General features: G+C 56.8%; 16 protein-coding genes. 11 read left to right on the top strand and 5 right to left on the bottom strand.

The window, feature by feature from the left end:
* Nucleotides 1–28: 28 nt before the first annotated feature.
* The gene (locus tag QEH54_RS03545) at nt 29–2,419 is read right to left on the bottom strand and encodes a glycoside hydrolase family 127 protein (protein ID WP_309017245.1); all 2,391 of its coding nucleotides are present in this window, start codon (nt 2,417–2,419) and stop codon (nt 29–31) included.
* Between the two features lie 165 nt (nt 2,420–2,584).
* Nucleotides 2,585–4,951: a cation:proton antiporter gene (locus tag QEH54_RS03540; protein WP_309017244.1), complete on the bottom strand. Its 2,367-nt coding sequence runs from the start codon at nt 4,949–4,951 to the stop codon at nt 2,585–2,587.
* Between the two features lie 572 nt (nt 4,952–5,523).
* On the opposite strand from QEH54_RS03540, the gene QEH54_RS03535 reads away from it, so the two are divergent.
* Genes QEH54_RS03535 through QEH54_RS03485 form a run of 11 tightly spaced genes read left to right on the top strand, consistent with a single transcriptional unit; the run spans nt 5,524 to nt 12,960 of the window.
* Nucleotides 5,524–6,048, top strand: a complete 525-nt coding sequence (locus tag QEH54_RS03535; RefSeq protein ID WP_309017243.1) for a Na+/H+ antiporter subunit E — start codon at nt 5,524–5,526, stop codon at nt 6,046–6,048.
* Nucleotides 6,045–6,314: a monovalent cation/H+ antiporter complex subunit F gene (locus QEH54_RS03530; RefSeq protein WP_309017242.1), complete on the top strand. Its 270-nt coding sequence runs from the start codon at nt 6,045–6,047 to the stop codon at nt 6,312–6,314. The genes QEH54_RS03535 and QEH54_RS03530 overlap by 4 nt, the downstream gene beginning before the upstream one ends.
* Nucleotides 6,314–6,649 carry a monovalent cation/H(+) antiporter subunit G gene (gene mnhG / locus QEH54_RS03525; protein WP_309017241.1) on the top strand — a complete coding sequence of 112 codons (336 nt, stop codon included), beginning with the start codon at nt 6,314–6,316 and terminating at the stop codon, nt 6,647–6,649. Before QEH54_RS03530 ends, mnhG begins: the two co-directional genes overlap by 1 nt.
* A complete protein-coding gene (locus tag QEH54_RS03520) occupies nt 6,646–6,891 on the top strand; it encodes a hydrogenase subunit MbhD domain-containing protein (protein ID WP_309017240.1) in 246 nt (81 codons plus the stop codon). Before mnhG ends, QEH54_RS03520 begins: the two co-directional genes overlap by 4 nt.
* Complete coding sequence (gene mbhE / locus QEH54_RS03515; protein WP_309017239.1) at nt 6,888–7,187, top strand: hydrogen gas-evolving membrane-bound hydrogenase subunit E; 300 nt, start codon at nt 6,888–6,890, stop codon at nt 7,185–7,187. The genes QEH54_RS03520 and mbhE overlap by 4 nt, the downstream gene beginning before the upstream one ends.
* Nucleotides 7,184–7,630: an MnhB domain-containing protein gene (locus QEH54_RS03510; protein WP_309017238.1), complete on the top strand. Its 447-nt coding sequence runs from the start codon at nt 7,184–7,186 to the stop codon at nt 7,628–7,630. Before mbhE ends, QEH54_RS03510 begins: the two co-directional genes overlap by 4 nt.
* Entirely contained in the window at nt 7,627–7,998 is a 372-nt protein-coding gene (locus QEH54_RS03505) for a cation:proton antiporter subunit C (RefSeq protein ID WP_309017237.1), read from the top strand. The genes QEH54_RS03510 and QEH54_RS03505 overlap by 4 nt, the downstream gene beginning before the upstream one ends.
* Nucleotides 7,995–9,476 (top strand): proton-conducting transporter membrane subunit, encoded by a 1,482-nt coding sequence (locus tag QEH54_RS03500; RefSeq protein WP_309017236.1) that lies wholly within the window; start codon nt 7,995–7,997, stop codon nt 9,474–9,476. Before QEH54_RS03505 ends, QEH54_RS03500 begins: the two co-directional genes overlap by 4 nt.
* Nucleotides 9,477–9,480: 4 nt before the next feature.
* Nucleotides 9,481–11,025: a monovalent cation/H+ antiporter subunit D family protein gene (locus tag QEH54_RS03495; protein WP_309017235.1), complete on the top strand. Its 1,545-nt coding sequence runs from the start codon at nt 9,481–9,483 to the stop codon at nt 11,023–11,025.
* Nucleotides 11,022–11,249: a hypothetical protein gene (locus QEH54_RS03490; protein WP_309017234.1), complete on the top strand. Its 228-nt coding sequence runs from the start codon at nt 11,022–11,024 to the stop codon at nt 11,247–11,249. The genes QEH54_RS03495 and QEH54_RS03490 overlap by 4 nt, the downstream gene beginning before the upstream one ends.
* Nucleotides 11,242–12,960, top strand: a complete 1,719-nt coding sequence (locus QEH54_RS03485; protein ID WP_309017233.1) for a Na(+)/H(+) antiporter subunit D — start codon at nt 11,242–11,244, stop codon at nt 12,958–12,960. Before QEH54_RS03490 ends, QEH54_RS03485 begins: the two co-directional genes overlap by 8 nt.
* Before the next feature lie 227 nt (nt 12,961–13,187).
* On the opposite strand, the gene QEH54_RS03480 is transcribed toward QEH54_RS03485, so the two are convergent.
* The 3 genes from QEH54_RS03480 to QEH54_RS03470 form a co-directional block, all read right to left on the bottom strand.
* Entirely contained in the window at nt 13,188–13,754 is a 567-nt protein-coding gene (locus QEH54_RS03480) for a DUF3347 domain-containing protein (RefSeq protein WP_309017232.1), read from the bottom strand.
* 71 nt (nt 13,755–13,825) lie between these two features.
* A complete protein-coding gene (locus tag QEH54_RS03475) occupies nt 13,826–14,425 on the bottom strand; it encodes a DUF3347 domain-containing protein (protein ID WP_309017231.1) in 600 nt (199 codons plus the stop codon).
* A 19-nt stretch (nt 14,426–14,444) separates the two neighbouring features.
* Nucleotides 14,445–18,068 (bottom strand): efflux RND transporter permease subunit, encoded by a 3,624-nt coding sequence (locus QEH54_RS03470; RefSeq protein WP_309017230.1) that lies wholly within the window; start codon nt 18,066–18,068, stop codon nt 14,445–14,447.
* Nucleotides 18,069–18,103 lie beyond the last annotated feature (35 nt).

Below are 18,103 nucleotides of genomic sequence, written 5' to 3'. Positions count from 1 at the left end.
AAGCCCCTGAAGGCCTTAGAGGTGGTCGCTATTTGAGCAAGGCGACTCCGAAGATCGAGGGCGTGCTTCGCTGGTCGATGGCTTCGACGCGCACGCGCAGCTGGCCGTTTTCGGCGTTCTCTACAACCTCGCTTGGAATCTCGAAGCTCGCCTCGATAAACTTCTCTGGCTGCGAGCCATTGGCATCGATGCGGCCGACTTCGTGACCGTCGACCAGAATCTTGCAGGCCCGTCCCCATTGGCTGCCCCAGAAGGTGACCTCTAGTTCGAGATCGGTCTCATCCTGCGTTTTTATGGTGTATGCAAACCATTCGGACGCTTCGCGGTAGCGTCGGCCCAGCATGATGCCGGATTGACTGCCTTCAGCGGCGAAACCGTGCTCGACTTCTGGCTGCTGCTCGCCGGGGGCGATTTCATCGACGACGCGAGCGGCGCGTTGCTGCTGAAGGCGCTCCTTTTTCGCGATTTCCTTGAGCGCGGCTTCGTAGTCCTTTGAGTCGAGGACGCGCCAGTACATGGTGTAGCGTGCTTCGTGGATGCCATAAAAGGGCTCGAGCTCGATGGTTTCCGAATCGGCGTTTCGAATGTCGCCTTCGAATTCGAAACGCAGCTCGTCGCTGGAGCTGCGGGCGATGCTGGCCACAGCTTCTTCGGGAGAGCCTACGAAGGTGGGGGCTCGGTCTAGCGGATAGTAGGGACCGGGAGCGATGTGTTCCATGCGTCCTTCTCCGGCGAAGATGCCCGGAGTGTCGTCCGTCCCTTCGTTGGCGGCTAGGACGATGGGACCGTAGAGAAAGGCGTAGTAGGGAGAGCCATCGGGCAATTGCTCGTAGTGAAGGCTCATCGGCAGATCGATTTCCAGCGTGTCGCCATTTTTCCACTTTCGCTTGATGTCGATGTATCCGTTTTCGGATACGGATGTCTTGATCGGTTTTCCGTTAAGCGTCACGGTCATTTCTCCATCGATCCATGCCGGATGGCGCAGGGAGAGGGTGAAAGGCTTTTTCGCTTTTCCCTCCACGCTCAGGGTGCTTGACGAGCGATAGGGAAAGTCGGTCTCCTGCACGATGCGCACGCCCTTTTCCTCCCAATCGAGCTCGCTGGCGATGAAGAGGTTCACCTGTAGCTGGTCTTCGCTATGGGTGTAGATCAGCTCGGTATAACGTCCCGGGTTTTCCATGCCGGAGCCTACGCAGCACCAGAACGCCTTTTCGGCTTGGGAGTAGGCGCGGTAGTGTCGTGGCCGGATGGGGGTGAAATAGACGTAGCCGCCAGTAGTTGGATTTTGGACACTTAGTATGTGATTGAAAAGCGCCCGCTCGTAGTAGTCGATGTCGCGCGATTCGGAATCGTGAAGGAAGCGTTGGGCGGTGAGTCGCAGCATGTTGTGCGTGTTGCAGGACTCCGGCCCTTCACGGGATTCGAGCAAAGTGGAGAAGTCGTCGACGGGATGGAAGTGCTCGCGCACGCTGTTGCCTCCGAAAGCCACGGTTCGGGAGCCGACCACGTTTTCCCAAAACTCGTCTGCCGCCTTGAGGTAGGTTTCGTTCTCGTCGATGTTGGCGATGCGTTGGAATCCGGTGACTTTGGGGATTTGCGTGTTGGCGTGCATGCCTGTCAGCGGGTCTTCGGCTTGCGAAAGCGGGACGAGGATTTCCAGGTCCGAGAATCGCTTCGCTAGCCTGAGGTAGCGCTCGTCTCCAGTGTGTTGATACACCTCCGCGAACAGGTCGTTCATCCCGCCATACTCAGCGTAGAGCATGCGTTGCATCTGTTCATCGTCGAGATTGTCGGTCAGATCGACGCACCATTCCGAGAGCTCGATAAGCGTTTGCTTCGCGGTTTCGTTTTCGCCCACCAGCCAAGCGTCCTTGAGTCCCATGAAGGTCTTGTGAAGATTGTACCATGGCACCCATCCTCCGTTCATGCCGAAGCGGTTGACATCGACCTTGCCCTCGGCGAGCTGGTCCCAAATGGCCTTGCCGACGCCGCCGACATAGCCGTTTCCATTCGCTTCCTGGCAGCGGGCCAATTCGTCGACCATGTAGTCCATGCGCTCGCGGAAAACCTCGTCGCCTGTGTTGACCCACGTGAAGGCCAAGGCGGACAGGTAGTGCCCGGCGCTGTGGCCGCCGAGGCCTTGAATTTCCCAGTTGCCGTAGATCTCGCCTTTTGGCTCCAGTCCGGCGACTTGCAGGTAGGGAGCGAGGAGGCGATCCGGGTCGTGCTGCAGGAGCATCTCCTCGTTTAGCTTCAACGAGGTGAGGAAAGGGCCCTCCTTCAAGCTGACGGAAGAGGGGGAGAAAAGCTCGGACTCGGTCCCCGCGCTGCTCAAGCTGAGCGGGACCAGGGCGCATAGGCTAGCGAGCCAGCTTAGGGAACGGTTTAGGCGAAGCGACGTGCGATTGAGGTAGTGCATGGTTTGTTGGAGTTGCGATGGGGGCTTCCAGGGTGAGGGTTTCGTCGGGAAATCGGCGAGGCGACACCCGCTTTACTTGACCGTTCTGTTGAGGCGCGCGGGCGCAAAGGGGAACGATCTGCGAGTGGTGAGGGACCCCGTTTCGAAAGGGAGGGTTCCTCCTCGTCAGCTGGTGGACACCGCTTCCTCGCGATGCTCCGCTTCGGTGGTGAGCAGCTTGCCGACCTGAGCGAGCTTGTCCTCGCAGCCCATGAGCAGCAGCAGGTCGCCCACATGCAGCAGCTGGTCCGGGCTCGGGCTCACGATGCGTTGGCCGTCACGCTGGATGCCGACAATGGTGACGCCATGGTCCGAGCGTAGGTGGGTATCCTTGATCGAGAGACCGTCCCAAGGGCTGAAAGGCGGCACGCTCTCCTTGGAGAAGGTGAAAGGCGATGGTTCGGCATCGTCGCTGCTGCGCTTCTGGTTCAGGTAGCTGCGAGCGGCTGTGATCTGCTGGGGTTCGCCAAGCAAAAACAGCTTGTCGTGCGGGAAGATGCGGGAGTGAGGCATCAGATCGGTCAGGTCGAAGCCGCTGCGCTCGATTCCAGCGATGGTGGCCCCGGTCTGCCGGCGCAGGTCGATCTCGCGAATCTCCTTTCCGCACCAGCGGGACGTCTTGTGAATGTCCACCGCTTCCACGTCCACTTTCCAGGGATTCTTGGACTGCAGCTTTGTCAGGTTGTTTTCGATACGTTTCTCGATCTGGCTGCGGGACTCGTTTTCCATGGCTTGGATGAAGGCCATTTCCCAGTTGTTGTGCATGTGCACCAGATTCTTCCAAAAGACCACGCCGAGCATGCAGGCCGCTATCGCGAAGACCAGGAAGATGCTGCCAGTGGGGAAGTAGGGAGCCGCCACGATCAGAAACACCAGGCCGTAGACGAAAAGCAGGAGCAATAGTATCAATCCGTTGAATACGCTGCGAAACGCTCCTTTGGAGAACTGCTGAAACAAGGGACGGCTCAGGGCGGCGTCCGAGAACAGAAGCACCAGCACGTTGAAGCTGCGAACCGTGTCCACGAAGAAGGGAAGGCTCAGCAAGAGAGAGAGGAGAAAGACAGCCTGCTGGAAGTAGCCGTCGCTGATAGGTACGAAGTCGGGTTTCTCCAGTTTCGCGGATACGAGGGCGGCTCCGATGATGATGGCGTTGATGATGAGAAAGTAGAGCAGGATGCGCAGCACCGGTTTCTTGGCGAGCTTGAGAAAGCTGCGGTTGAAGGAGACTTCCAGGGTGTCTTGCCATTGAGCGTAGAGCTGGGTGAACTCCTTCAGGGCTTTTGGCGCGGAGCGTTCGATGGCTCCGAGGATGGCCTTTTCGCTGCCGATGAGAACGGGGGTGAGCAGGATGGTGACGAAGGCCACTCCTGAAGCGATGGACTGGAGCTCGGGCGATGTAGCCCCGTACTTGGCTCCGATCGCGGTGATGACGAAGGAGAACTCGCCGATCTGCGATTTGATGAGCGAGGCCCGACCGGCGACATCGGCATGCTGTCCTGCCACGAAAAGTCCCAGCCAGCAGGCGGCGAACTTGCCGACGATGACCACGGCGGAGAGGAGGAGGATGGCGGTGGCGTTTTCCCAAAGCTTCTGGGGTTCGATCAGCATGCCGACGGTCACGAAGAACAAGGCGCAGAAGAGATCGCGCAGCGGTTCGGTGAGGCTTTCGATGCGGTGCCCTAGACCGGCTGTCGGGAGAATCGCTCCGGCTAGAAAGCCGCCAAGCGCCCAGGAGAACTGGAACTGCTCAGCGATCAGGCTGACGCCGAAAATGAGGCCCAGCGTGGCCATGGTGATCATTTCCGTGGTTCCGCGGGTTTCCAGGACCCGCACCAGCCGCTTGGCGCCGAGCGTTCCGATCAGAAAGACCGCTACGATGAATAGACCGATGAAGAAGGCGGTTTGGCCGAGCTTGGCGTAGTCGAAGGAGCCTGACGATGCCATACCGTTGAGCAGAACCAGTAGCAGGATGGCGAGGATGTCTTCGAAGACCAGGATGCCGACCGCCTGCTGCCCATGCTGGCGATTGAAGGAGCCGTTCTCGCGCATCAGCTTTACGGATACCATGGAGGAGCTGATGGATAGCAGCCCTCCGAGAAACCAGCCGTCCATGGTGGAAAGACCGAGCCAGGAGCTCGCTTGCACGCCGATGAAGAGCATCAGCAAGGTCTGCAGCACCAGCGCCGTGCCAGCCGGGGCGAAGACCTTGCGCACCTTTTGCATGTTGAACTCAAGTCCGATGTAGAACATGAGAAACACCACGCCGAGCTCGCTGAGATCCTGCACGTTGGAGAGCGTGACGATGGGCGGCCAGAGCCCTAGGTTAGGTCCGAGGAAGAAGCCGGCGAACAGATAGCCGAGAAGCGAAGGCAGCTTGATGCGGCTGCTGATCAAGGCCGCTACGGAAGCGGCGAGCATGATCCATGCGAGGTCGGATAGGATCGGCGAGACGTTGGCGGAGGCGGCGAGAGGCAGAGTGGTTAGGAACTGCATGGAAGATGGATTTGGCAAATTTACGCGAACCTTAGCGATCGCCCTCCGGCGACGCAACCCCTTGCCGCGTGAAACTTCGAGTGAGGACCTTTCTTGGCCTGTGGGTAGATCCTGCAGACTCGAAGCGCTTCGTAGGCTCGGCTCAGCGAAGGGCTTTCATTTCCTTCGTCCCATCAAGCTAAGTCGCGTTGGGGGGGGGGCGATGGGCCGCGCTTTTCATCGCTTGACCACCTTCTGCAGATGGAGGGTTTACGCTTTGTATACGTTTGTTGGATACTGGAATTGAGTCGTTCAGGTCTAACGGAGAGCTAGAAAAAAGAACTGTTTGAGTTGACAAGATCGTCGGGAGCTAAAGAAAAGCGATCCATTCGCTAGAGAGCTTTCGCCGGTGGGCTGCGGTTTACGGGTGCTGACTGCGTCTCTCGCTTCCGTATATTTGCCATGAAGAGAAACAATCAGTTCGTTTGGAAAGGGTGTCGCTACTTCGCGTCGGATGACGTCTCGTTGGAGGGCAGGGCAGCGTAGTCGGCATGAGCGAATCGACTGATAGGAACGCTATTCAGCGAAGCAGGATGCCTTGGAGCATCGCCTTGGGCTTGTTTGCCGCGTGGGCCTTGTTCAGCGGCAAGATGGACGCGTTCCACCTCGGCGTGGGAGCTCTTTCGGTAGGCTTGTTGTTTTGGCTGCAGTCCCGTCTGCCGGCGTTTCGAAAAAGCGGCGAACGTGGAATCCGACCCGTGGCCGCGTTTTTCTATTCGTTCTGGCTGCTTTGGCAAATGCTGGCTTCGGCATGGTATGTGGCCTGTCGGATTCTGGGGCCGCAATCGGAGATCAAACCCCGCGTGTTTCGCTTTCGCTGCCCGATGCCCAGCCAGGTCAACGCGGCGATTTTCGCGAACTCGATCACGCTGACTCCCGGGACCCTGACAGTGGATCTAGAGGGCGACGAGTTCGTGGTGCATGCTCTGACTCCCATCACAGCCCAAGACGTCCTGAACGGCGAGATGGCTCGCAAGGCCGCTCGCCTCAGCGAGAGCGACGCGGAGATATCAATCGAGGAGCTGCCGGTTAGCAGCGGCGAGGAAACCAAGCGATGACTGGCGTAACCAATTTGATAATCCTCCTTTTCATCGTGGCCTTGGCGATTCCGTTTTATCGCTTGATCAAGGGGCCGACGGTGTTCGATCGCTTGCTTTCCATCGGAGCGATCGGAGGCAAGGCCATCGTGCTGATCCTCCTTCTGGGCCTGATGTACGATCGGCTGTCGATGTTCGTGGACATCGCGTTGGGCTATGCGTTTCTAAACTTCATCGGCGGAATCGCCATGGCGGAGTACTTCCGTCTCAAAAAGGAGGACGACTGATGAGCATCGGAGAGATCATCGGATACGCTTTGATTCTAGTAGGCTTGCTTGGAATGCTGGTCGGAAGCATCGGGCTGGTGCGGCTGCCGGACTTTTTCTCCCGGACGCACGCTGCCAGCAAGGTAGATACTGTCGGGGTGATTGTGGCTTTGATCGGGATAGCGGTTTTCGCGGGAGTGACGCTCGACTCGGCCAAGGTCCTGTTGGCCGGTCTGTTCATCATGCTGACCAATCCGGTGGCGGCTCACGCTCTCGGCAGAGCGGCTTGGAAAAGAGGCTTGAAGCCCTGGCAGGCGGAAGAAGGCCGTGACAACAAGGAGGATTCCAAACGATGAACACCTTCATCGAGTTTCTTCTCTACGCCTTTCTGGTGGTCTCGGCCTTGATCGCCATCAACGTTAAGGATTTGCTGGCCGCGGCGGTCACGACTTCTGTTTTCAGTTTCGTGATAGCGTTGCTTTTTATCGAGATGGGCGCGGTTGATGTCGGCTTCACCGAAGCGGTCGTCGGAGCCGGAGTTCTCGGTGTTTACTTCATAGCGATGATATTGCGAACGACAAGGAGGACGGACGATTGAAGGCGCTACAGTACCTGATTTTGGCGGGATTCTTTTTTTCCCTGGTTTACGTGGTGCGCGACCTGCCGCCGCGCGGATCGGTGGATGAACCCCTGCATCTAGACGAAAGCGCAGCGGGCAGCCCGACGGCGGGTACCCACTACATCCGCAACTCGTACAAGGACGCTCACACCGACAATATCGTGACGGTAGTGCTAGCGGACTATCGTGGTTTCGATACCTTCGGCGAGACGGTAGTGGTCTTCGCGGCCGGAGCGGCTTGCTTGCTGATCTTAAGGGGGAGGCGCGATTCGTGAGCGGGGTAGATGTAAGTCCGGTCGTGCGGTTGGCCTGTCGCTATATGGCGCGTCTGATCCAAGTATTCGCACTCTATGTGGTCTTTCACGGACACTACAGTCCTGGGGGAGGCTTCCAAGGCGGCGCCTTGCTGGCGTCGGCGGTTATCCTGTTGCGAATCGGTGAGGGCCGCGAAGCGAGCCAAGGCGATTTGGCTTCGGGTTCGGCCTTGGGAATCGGAGCGATCGGAGCTTGGATTTTCGGAGGCGTTGGACTGATCGGCATGTTTTTTGGTGGTAAATTCCTGCAGTACGACGCGGGGCCTTCGATCGGACTTTCCCCCGAATCTATGCACTACTGGGGGATTCTGGTGATCGAGCTTGGTGTAGCCCTGGCGGTGATGTCAGTGCTGGTGTCGATTTTCGACGCGTTGACGGATAGGGAAGAGGAGAGCGAACGATGACGGTTTTTTTCGGAGACTATTCGGCGTATCTGATGTGCTTCCTGCTGTTGACGGTGGGCTTGTATGGGATGCTGCTTAAACGCAACTACGTGAAGAAGGTGATCGGGATGACTGTCTTCCAGGCGGCGATCATTCTCTTTTTCATATTGCTCGCCTACAAGGAGGGCGGAACCGTGCCGGTGAAGGATCCGACTATTTCGCTGGAGCAGGCAGACGCTTACATGAATCCGTTGCCGCACGCGTTGATGCTCACAGCAATCGTAGTGGGAGTGGCCACAGTGGGAGTCGCCCTCTCTCTTCTGATACGCGTCTACGGCGGCTACGGTAGCCTGGATGAGGAAAAGATTCAGCAGGAGGCATCTAAATGATCGCTCAGCACCTGCCGGCACTCCCCATTCTTCTCTATCTGTTTCTCGCCCTGCTCATGCCCTTGGCGGGCAAGATCGCACGTGGACTGCCTGCGACCCTAGCTTGGCTGGGAAGCACGGTGGTCGCTTGTCTAGGCGGTTACGGTCTTTGGCTGACGGCGACCCAGGGACCGATCCACTACGAGATGGGAAATTGGGCGCCGCCGATCGGAATCGAGCTGATCGCGGATCCCTTGTCCTGTTTCTTCACCTTCGCCATTGGGGCGGTGTCCGCCTTCGTATTGCTGCACTCGCGTGAGTCCGTGGAGAGGGATGTCGGCGGGCGTAGCATCATGCCGTACTATGCGTCGGCGCTGCTGCTGTTGGCCGGATTCAGCGGGATCGTGGGAACGGGTGACTTGTTCAACTTGTACGTCTTTCTCGAAATCAGCGCCTTGGCAGGTTATGCGGTGCTCGGATGCGGCAGCCCCAAGGCCGCTCTCTCTTCCTTCCGCTACCTGATCATCGGCACGATTGGAGCGTCTTTCTACTTGCTGGGTATCGGTCTGTTGCTGGCGAACACCGGTTCGCTGAACATGGGCGACGTGGCTGAAATCCTGCGGGTGACGGGCCTCGATTCTTCCACCGTCTTGGCGGTTGTATTCATTTTAGTAGGACTTGGCATCAAGATGGCCCTCCTGCCGCTGCACTACTGGCTACCGGACGTGTATACCAACGCCCCTGCGACCAGCACGGCTCTGGTGGCTCCGCTCGGAACCAAGGTAGCGGCCTACGCATTGCTGCGGCTCGGATACGAGGTGCTGCCTTACGAAGCCTTGGCGGTCGATTTGCGGGTGTTCGACGTGGTGCTTGCGCTCGGAGCTGTGGGCATCATCTGGGGCTCTGTGATGGCGATCGCCCAAGACAACCTTAAACGGATGCTGGCCTATAGTAGCGTGGCTCAGATCGGGTACATCGCGGTCGGTTTCGGCTTAGCGACTCCTTACGGCTATATCGGAGCTGTGCTGCATGTGATCAACCACGCGGTGATGAAGGCCTGTCTTTTTCTGGTGACCGCGAATCTGGAGCGTCAGGGCCATGGGATTTCCATCAAGGGGCTCAACGCTTCGCTTCGCCGCAAGATGCCAGTGACCTGCGCTTGTTTCGCGTTGGCATCGATTTCGATGATCGGACTCCCGCCGGCCGCTGGATTCTTCAGCAAGTGGTACCTGCTTCTAGGCAGCTACGAACAGGGCAGTTGGGCGATAATCGTCGTGATTGTGATCAGCAGCTTGCTCAACGCGGTTTATTTCTTCCGAGTGCTCGAAAAGATGTACCTCGGCAAAGACGACGAGTCGGAGACCGCGTCTGAAAGCTCTCGCCTCCCGATAGTGATGAGCGTGTCGACGCTCGCTCTAGCCCTCTCTCTTCTGGTACTTGGTTTCGGCAACGTAGTCATCGTATCGAAGTTCATTAGCCCCATGTTGCCAGGATTCTGATCCCATGACGACTGAAGCGCTTTCAAACTACTCTCTGGTGCCCTTGCTTGCCGTGCTTGTATCCATGGCGGCGATACCAGCAATTCTGCTCAGCTCGCGGAAACCGAACCTGCGCGAGGCTTGGAGTTTCCTAGCGGCCGGGGTCAAGTTCGCTTTTGTGCTCACTCTAGTGCCGGGAGCCCTGCGCGGCGAATCGGTCGGGCTGACGCTACTGGAGATCGTGCCCGGTGTGAGCTTGAGGCTGGTGGCGGATCCCTTGGGCGTGCTATTCGCTCTGGTTGCCTCTGGGCTCTGGATCGTGACGACCGCCTACGCGCTCGGCTACATGCGGGGGCATCACGAGAAGAAGCAGACCCGGTTTTTCGCTAGCTTTGCTCTTAGCTTGTCGGCGACGCTCGGCATCGCTTTCTCCGACAACCTGATCACGTTTCTCATTTTCTACGAGCTGCTCACTTTGGCGACCTATCCGCTTGTCGTGCACAAGGAGTCGCCCGACGCGATTCGTTCCGGTCGTATGTACCTTGGCTATGCCCTGACGGCCGGTTTGATGTTTCTCGCGGCCACGGTGTGGGTAAACGTGCGGGTGGGCGACATTAGCTTCACCGCCGGTGGTCTCATTCCCGAAGGGGCGTTTGGAGAGGGCGAACTTAAGCTGCTCTTCCTGCTTTTTATGGTGGGAGTGGGCGTGAAGGCCGGTGTGATGCCGCTGCACAGCTGGCTTCCGGCTGCGATGGTGGCCCCAACTCCGGTGAGCGCCTTGCTACACGCGGTGGCCGTAGTGAAATCTGGAGCCTTCGGCGTGCTCCGCGTGACCGGATTCGTATTCGGTCCGGAAATGATGCGGACCCATGGTTTAGACGTGCTGCTGGCCTTGTTCGCAGGCGCCACCATCCTGCTGGCCTCCTTGATCGCCCTTCGCCAGGACAATTTGAAGAAGCGGCTGGCGTATTCAACGGTCGGGCACCTGTCGTATATCGTTATGGGCGCCGCCCTCGCTTCACCAGCGGCGTTGACCGGCAGTCTCATGCATTTGTCGGCGCATGCGGTGATGAAGATCACTCTCTTCTTTTGCGCGGGGGCAATCATCGTGCACTCCCACAAGACGGAAATTTCACAGCTCGACGGACTGGGTCGGCGAATGCCGTGGACCTTTGCCGCTTTCGGTATCGGCTCGCTGGGCCTTGCGGGCATTCCTCCGATCTACGGCTTTTTAAGCAAGTGGTGGCTGAGCATGGGAAGCCTGGATTCCGGACATGCCCTGGCTCTGGGGGTCTTCCTGCTGAGCGGTCTGCTCAATGCGGGATACTTTTTCCCTATCGTGATTCGAGGCTTTTTCCGCCCTGCAGCGCCAGACGCCCATTTTCCGGAGCGGGAGGCGACCCCTTGGATGGTGGTTCCGCTCTGCATTACGGCAACCTTGGCTATCGTATTCGGCTTGTTTCCCGATTTCCCGCTACCTTTCTTTGAAATCGCAGGCCGCGTAGTGGAATCGGTGATGGGCGAGTTGCCGCAGGCTATGTCCTCTAACGAAATCTTGATGGCGCCATGAAGAAGATACACTGGATACTTTTAGGATTGGTGACGCTGGCCTCGCTAGTGTTGCAGTACTTTGGCCCGCCACACCCTCATCCGCACGCGTGGGATTCCATCCCCTTGTTCTATTGCATGTTCGGGTTTGTGGGCTGCGTCCTGATCATCGTGGTTTCGAAGTTCCTCGGCAAGGCATGGCTCCAGAAGAAGGAAGACTACTACAAGGGGGAGAACGATGCTTGAGATAGCGCCTTCCTTTTTGCTTCTAGCGGCGGCTGCCCTGGTGTTATTCCTGCCTGGCAAGCTGCGCGCTGCGGTATGCGTGGCGGCTCCTTTGCTGGGTCTTTGGTCGCTATGGTCGATGGGGATCGGCTCCTCGGGCCATGCGAGTCTGGCTGGTTTCGAGCTTACGCTGTATTCGATCACCAAGGTCAATTTCGTCTTCGCGATCATCTTCTTGCTCATTTCCTCAATTGCCGGCGTGTACGCCTGGCATGTGGACGACCGTGGGCAACAGGTCGCGGCGACTCTCTACGCCGCTGGGGCTCTTGGCGTGACCCTAGCGGGCGATTTCCTCACGCTGTTGCTCTATTGGGAGCTGATGGCAGTAGCCTCGGCTTGGCTGGTATTCGCGAGACGCGAAGCGGCATCGATCCGAGCTGGCGTTCGCTACCTTCTCGTTCACGTAGCCGGCGGTTCGTTGCTATTTGGCGGCATCATCTTGTTGTACGGCCAGACAGGCACGCTCACCTTGCAGGCTCTGACGCCCGACATGGGGCTGGCAGCGTGGCTCGTATTGGCGGGCGTCGCCCTCAACGTGGCTTTGCCGCCCTTGCATCCCTGGTTGCCTGACGCGTATCCGAAGGCGACGGTCACGGGCGCGATCTTCATGAGCGCGCTCACTACGAAATCGGCGGTTTACGTGCTACTCGTCTTGTTCGCCGGTTGGGATCTGTTGATTTACATGGGATTGTTCATGGCGCTCTATGGCGTGGTCTACGCTGTGTTGGCCAACGACATTCGACAGATTCTCGCCTACCACATCATAAGTCAGGTCGGGTATATGGTCACCGGAGTGGGGATCGGGACGGAGCTTTCGATGAATGGTACTGCGGCGCACGCGTTTAGCCACATCCTCTACAAGGCGCTTCTGTTTATGGGAGCGGGCGCGGTTATTCAGGCGACCGGTGTCAGCAGGCTTAGCGACCTCGGCGGATTGGCGCCCAAGATGCGGGCGGTGGTTTGGCTCTTTATGATCGGGGCGTTTTCGATCTCCGGTTTCCCGCTTTTCAATGGATTTATCAGCAAGTCGATGATTGTCTCGTCGGCGGGTGAAGCCCACCACTATGTAATTATGCTAGGACTACTGCTGGCATCAGTCGGTACCTTCCTGCACACGGGCCTTAAGATTCCTGTATTCACATTCTGGGGTAAAGATCAGAAGCTCGAAGTGAAGCCTATTCCAGGCAACATGTACATCGCCATGGGGTTGGTCGCGTTCGGTTGCACGTTCTTTGGCGTGTATCCACATGCTCTCTACGTGCTCCTTCCCTTTGATGCGGAATACCATCCGTACACCGCCTATCACCTGGTGGAGGCGACGCAGATCCTGACCTTCACCTTTATCGGCTTCTGGGTGCTGCGAGCGAAGCTGGCAGGCGAGCCTTACATCGCGCTCGACACGGACTGGTTCTATCGTCGCGGAGCTCCCGTGGCTCAGGCAGTGTTGGTCAAGCCGGTGAACGCCTTTTTCGCCGCGGGTGCTAAGACTCGAGATGGAATCGCTTCGATTTTAGCGCGCAATTTTGGCAATCCACGGGCATGGTTTGGAGTGAACAAGGGTCCGCGCGATCGTTTCAATCCGGACCTGGAGCGAGCCTCGCTTAGCACTGGACTGACGTTTATCCTATTGGTGTTTGTGGCGCTGTTCGCTTCAATCGCGATCTTCTCCTAGTCTGCTAAAGGCGTTGAGCCACGTTCAAACGTTCAGACGAGAAGGGAGTCGAGCCCGCAGGATAGCAATCCAAAGGCGGGCGCGAGTCCAACGACTGTATCCACGAGATGGTTGCGCAGCGTGCTTTCGACGAAGAGCTACGCTGTCGATGACCAAGCGAAGTTTTGGCGAATGACTGATCGAAGCGGCGGGCAGCAGTCGCCGCACGCCGCTCGAGTGTAGGAAGATTAGTGTTGGTGACCGCTGTGGCCCTTCTTTTTGCCCTGCTCGCCAAAGCTCGCCTTCTGAACGCCGCAAGCGAGCATCATGGAGCCGTAGTACGGGTTTTTCAGATCGGCATTGTCCTGCAGCCAGCTTGCTCCTTTGTTGTTGAACGCCATGGGGCAGTGCATCAGATAAGCTGCATTTTCGCTACCGTGGGATTCGACTTGGGCTATCAAGGCGTCTGAGAACGACTTGAAGGCGGAGCGGGCCGCTTTGATGTCGCTGGCCTTGGTTATCTTTTCTGCGGCTGCGTTGTATTCGGCGCAGCAATCTCCACCATCCATGGAGCATTCGGAATTTTCCATATCCGAGAGGAGAGTAGACGCAGCGTTCTTTGCAGCGGCGAGATCGTCGCCGGCAAGGGCTTTTTGGATGGAGAAATAGCCGTCCATGGTGCCTTGGTAGCATTTTGCATGTTTATCCTCCGAATCAGCATGTTTTTCGTCGCCGACGCCACATGTGCCGCAGTGCGCGTGAAGTGTGGATACGGCTGCGAAAGAGGCGATGAGTGATATGATGAGTGCTTTCATAATTTAGTTTTTGTTGGAGTTGGTGAGTTTTGGTTGGTGATTAATAGAAAAAGAGGGCGGCAGGGTGTGTTTTATTCGTTTTCCGATTGGCAACAGTTCATCTGGCAGGAGTCCGCTTGCATGCCGCAGGCGGCAGTTGCGGGTAGATTGCCATCGCTTGGATGTTGACCAGTGGCCTTATTCCGGCCGGCGATTTGTTTGCCAAGGGAACCGCAGCGGAGCATCTGAGATCCGAAGTAGGGATTAGCCAAGGTTTCACCCTTTTGCAGCCATTGACCACCTTCGCCACCGAATGCCATGGGGCAATTTGCCATGTAGACCGGAGCGTCCGATCTAGCTCCCATATAGTTGACCAGATCGATCACCTGATAGGTAAGCGACGCGAAGGCTTTGCGGGCTGTTTCGATGTCGCTGGCGCTGGCGATGGCTTCCGCGTGAGCTTGGAGCTTTTCGCGGTTGATCGAATCGGATGCCGAATCGAACGCGGAGATGTAGTGCAAGGCGGCTTCGTGGGCAGTGGAGAGATCGTCAGCCGCGAGTCCGCTTTGGATGGTCAGGTAGGCGTCGAGCAGCGAATCGACCAGCGAACCGGCTTTTGCCGGAGGCACAGCCGAAAAGGCGAGTGAAAGGGCGAAGAAAGCCGAGATAGAAAAGCGTAGTGTGTTTTTCATTTGGATACGTGACGTTTGGCTAATGTTTGGCGAATTTCAGTTTGAGCTCCTGCAAGCCGCAGTAGAGTACAGGAACCACGAAGATGGTGACGATGGAGAGAAGCATGCCGCCAAAAGTGGGTATGGCCATGGGGACCATGACGTCGGAGCCGCGCCCGGAAGAGGTAAGCACCGGAAGCAGGGCTAGAATAGTGGTGACGCTGGTCATCATAGCGGGTCGAACTCGTCGATTAGCCGCTTCGACGACATGACGTCGAATCTTAGCCTTCTCGGAAAATTTGTTCTCGTTGAACTGCTGTTCCAGATAGGTCGACATGAGCACGCCATCGTCGGTGGCTATTCCGAATAGGGCTAGGAAACCGACCCAGACAGCGACGCTCAAATTGATGGTGCCGATTTGGAAAAGCTCGCGTAGGTTAACGCCGAATACATGAACGTTAAGGAACCAGTCCTGCCCGTACAGCCAAATCAGAATGAACCCCCCTGACCAAGCGAATAGAATTCCGGAAAAGATGATAAAGGTAACGGAGACTTTTCGGAACTGAAGGTAGATGATGAGAAAGATCAAAAGGAGCGCGAGCGGAAGCACGACCATCAACGTTTTCTGGGCTCGCACCTGGTTTTCGTAGGAACCGATGGCCACAGGTTTGGATACGCCAGTCGGTAGCTGCCATTCCCTGGAATCGAGCTTGGCTTGGAGAAATGCGTTGGCCTCTTCCACTACTTCAACCTCAGAGATTCCCGGTCGCTTATCGAAGATGACGTAGCTAACCAGGGAGGTGTTCTCGCTTTTGATGACTTGCGGTCCGCGTAGGTAGTTTATGGAGGCAAGTTGTTTTAGCGGAATCTGAACACCATCTGGCGCCGCAACGAGGATGTTTTCAATACCTTCTATCGAGTCTCTGAGTTCTCGTTGGTAGCGAACGCGAATCGGATAGCGTTCGCGACCTTCGACCGAATAGGTGACCGGCTTGCCCCCGATCGCTACTTCGATCACATCCTGGACGGAACTGATCTTGATGCCATAGCGGGCGATCGCGTCGCGATCGATGTCGATCTCCAAATAGGGCTTCCCCACCACACGGTCCGCGAAAACGGTTTCGGATTTGATGCTTGGAACTTGTCTTAGCAGCTGCTCCACCTCCAGTGACACCTTCTCCAGAGTCGCAAGGTCGGGACCTTGGATCTTGTAAGCCATGGGAGCCCGCACGCCGCTTTGCAGCATGACAAGCCGAGCCGCGATCGGTTGTAGTTTAGGCGCGGAGGTCGTACCAGGTATGTTGGCCGCTTTTACGATTTCGTCCCAAATATCATCGGACGATTGGATGTGATCGCGCCACTGGCGGTAGGGTTTCCCGTCTTCATCTGGGATGAGTTCGCCGGATTCATCGCGAAGGAATTCTTGCTTGGAGGCGTCGTAGGCGAAGGTTAGGAGACGTCCGCTTTGATCCTCCTTGTATTCGCTTTTATAGGTTATGATCGTCTCGATCATGGAAATGGGGGCGGGGTCGAGAGCGCTGTCGGCTCGTCCCAGCTTTCCCACCGCGGATTCAACTTCAGGTATCGCGTTGATCGCCATGTCTTGCTTTTTCAATACATCCATGACCTCGCCGATGGATGCGTGAGTCATGGTAGTGGGCATGAAGAGAAAGGAACCTTCGTCGAGCGGAGGCATGAATTCCCGGCCTAGCTTGGACCAGATGTTAACGCCCGCGACGAGGGCGACTATCGCAATACCGACGATGATGATTTTGAACTCAAGTAAGACGCTCAGTATGCGTGGATAGAGCGCAATGAACAAATGGACAGCTGCGATGAGCCCGCCTATGATGAGAATCGTGAAGACTGCGTTGGCAAGCGTTTGGTCTACTCCAAGCGGCCTCCAATCTGCTGCCAGATAAAGCGCTGTGACGATTGCTACAGCGATGCTGATCATGATCCTCGCATTGCGTTTTAAGAATCTGGATACAGCTCCTAAGCGTGATTGAGTAGATTGCTCGGACTGGTCGCGTTCTTTTCCGGTAAGGGAGCTGCGACGTTTGCGACTGGCTATTATTAGGTTCGCCAGCACGGGAACGATGGTGAGCGTGACCACTATCGAACCTATCAAGGCAAACGTTTTCGTGTAAGCGAGTGGGCGAAACAGCTTTCCTTCCGCCGCGACCATCGTGAATACGGGTAGGAAACTGATCACTGTCGTGAGAACAGCCGTCACCACAGCACCGCTCACCTCCGAACAGGCTTGATAGACGAGCTCGAGGGATTCCTTCGCCGTTCGCCTTGTGCCAATTCCTCGTTCCTGGGCATCTCGATCAAGGTGCTTCAGTATGTTTTCTATCAATACGACTCCCATATCGACAATGGTGCCGATGGCGATAGCGATACCTGAAAGGGCCACCACGTTGGCATCGATGCCGAAGAGTTTCATGCCGATGAAGGAAAAGAGAACCGCAAGAGGCAGGACGCCTGAAATCAGGGCGGCGCTTCGCAAGTGCATGACCATCAGTACGACGACGATGATTGTAACCAGAATTTGCTGACGTACCGCGTTTTCCAGCGTACCGAGCGTTTCGTAGATCAATCCGGTTCGATCATAGAACGGAACGATGCGAACTTGGCTTTCGGTGCCGTCCTGCAAGGTCTTTTTAGGCAAGCCAGGAGAGATCTCATCAATCTTCTCTTTGATCCGTTTTATGACAGCGAGAGGGTTTTCGCCATAGCGTGTGACCACCACGCCACCTACGGCCTCAGCGCCTGCTTTGTCCAGCGCTCCTCGTCGAAGGGCAGGGCCGAATTCAATTTCCGCTACTTGGTCTAAGGTGACTGGCACGTTCTCTCGCTGCGTGATTACGGTTTGCCGCAAGTCATCCAATGACTCGATGAAACCGAGACCCCGTATGACGTATTCGGCGGAGTTAATCTCGATGGTTCGAGCGCCCACATCGAGATTGCTGCCCCGCACAGCGTTGAAGACCTCGTGCAATGCGATATTGTAGGTACGCAAGGCATCGGGATCGACGTCGACTTGGTATTCCTTGACGAACCCGCCAATCGACGCGACTTCCGACACTCCATCGACGCCCTGCAAGGCGTAGCGAACATACCAGTCCTGGGTGGATCGCAGTTCGTTGAGATCCCAGCCGCCGGAAGGCTTTCCGTCCGGCGTGTATCCTTCGAGCGTATACCAGAAAACCTGACCCAGGGCGGTCGCGTCTGGTCCAAGTTGGGGCTGAACGCCCTCGGGCAGCGTTCCGGATGGAAGGCTATTGAGCTTTTCTAAAATTCGACTCCGAGTCCAATAGAACTCCGCCTCCTCCTTGAAGATTATGTAGATCGAGGAGAAGCCGAACATCGAGTAGCTGCGAATGGTTTTGACCTCCGGCAGTCCGAGCAACGCAGTCGTAAGCGGATAAGTGATTTGATCTTCGATGTCCTGTGGCGAACGCCCCATCCAGTTTGTGAATACAATCTGCTGGTTCTCGCCGATATCCGGTATGGCATCGACTGGTACTGGATCGCGGGGCAGAGAATCGATTTTCCAATCGAAAGGCGCTACCATGACGCCCCAGAGAATCATGCCGATGGTCAATAGAAAAACCACCAGCTTGTTCTCCAGGCAAAAACGAACGAGTTTGTTGATCATTTGGTCTTTCTAACGATTTCCCAGATAGAGTTTGT

Source organism: Pelagicoccus sp. SDUM812003, assembly GCF_031127815.1.
GTDB lineage: Bacteria > Verrucomicrobiota > Verrucomicrobiia > Opitutales > Opitutaceae > Pelagicoccus.
Note: the sequence above shows the minus strand (reverse complement) of the source record. Positions and strands in the feature narration are given on the sequence as shown.